Below are 1,344 nucleotides of genomic sequence, written 5' to 3'. Positions count from 1 at the left end.
CAATTCAGAAACAGGATTGATAATGGTTTCCCCATCCATCAGAAGAATCTTCTCTCTTACTCGGTTCAATTCCCAATAATCGATGATTACAGCAGCACCGAGCATCATTAAAAACACCGGTTTTGCGGCATAGCCGCTTCCTAATAAATCATGTATTCCGGTTAACCAATCCGGAGCTCGGTAACTAGCATTCCATATTGAGTGATCAAAAATGGCCCAAACTAAAAGGATAACAGGAAAAATATAAGAAGATCTCTTTAATTTACTTTTAAACCTCACTGCTAACCCGATTCCTAACGTTACCATAGCGGTTAGCAACGAATGCCCAGCAGACATTTTGTCAGGTAAAAAGCCCTCCTCAAAGTAGCCAGGAAATAGTGTAAATAAATCCCAATGGAGCACTTTCCCCCCAAATAGTGTCACACCATAATCGAAAATACCTCCAGAAACCAATCGACGTGTGGTTTCCTCCAAAAATTGAAAACCAGCTCCCGTTGCCGCACCAATAAGGGCATAATCGCTTAAACTTAAACTGGATGCACGTCGTGACAAAAATAGATAAACTCCAATGGGGATCAGTTTTAACACTTCTTCAGCAATCGGGGTTATAAATGCTTGACTCCATACATCTTGTTCCATCCCACCGAAAATAGCCGTAATGAAACTAACGATAAAAGAATTCAACGGTACGATTATCCATGCCCCCACCAAAAAGAAATAGGTGTACTTCTTCCATGTTAAAGTTTTACTACGACATAAAAACCAAAATTGCAAAATGACGTAAAATGACCACAAAAACTGGACGAACATTTTTCGGGAGTCTTCCATAAAAATTAAGCTTAATACCAAGGCACATAGCGATATCCAAGAAAAAATCGTAAAGATTCTTAAAATGTATGGATGGTTCTGAATCCATACATTCCAAAGGTGAAAGATAGACTCGAGCTTCTTCCTTAAAGTCACTCTAACCTTTTCAACCTGACTCGTCATATTGCACCACTCCGATGCAGTTATTTTCATTCCTACATGATTTAAATAAAGTTTATGAGGATAACGGCTTCTTACGATTTCATACTATACTCCAATTTACTAAAAATTGGAATAGGTCGAATTTTACAAATATTTTTAATTCATTATTCCTATGTTAATATCTAGAAAAGGACATATATATTATTGGATGGTAAAAATAAGAACTCAAAAAACCCTAAAGACAACAACATCAGGGTTTTAGAGGATAAAAATCTGAGCTATGAATGAATTATTTGTTGATAGATACCTTGGTTGTGACAAGAATGGATACCATAGCCCTTTTTTACAAGCGCCTAGTTCGCACCTAGTATTAAC

The 1,344-nt window shown here is 37.0% G+C and carries 1 protein-coding gene; it reads right to left on the bottom strand.

Annotation, left to right across the window (positions count from 1 at the left end; all coding sequences use genetic code 11):
• On the bottom strand, window positions 1–810 hold an 810-nt coding region (locus AC1DUW_RS29100), incomplete at its 3' end, for a PrsW family glutamic-type intramembrane protease (protein WP_477644223.1).
• Window positions 811–1,344: the final 534 nt, after the last annotated feature.

The organism is Peribacillus sp. P4_C12, assembly GCF_056402095.1.
The sequence above is the reverse complement of the archived record's forward strand: the minus strand, read 5'-3'. Positions and strand labels throughout refer to the sequence as shown.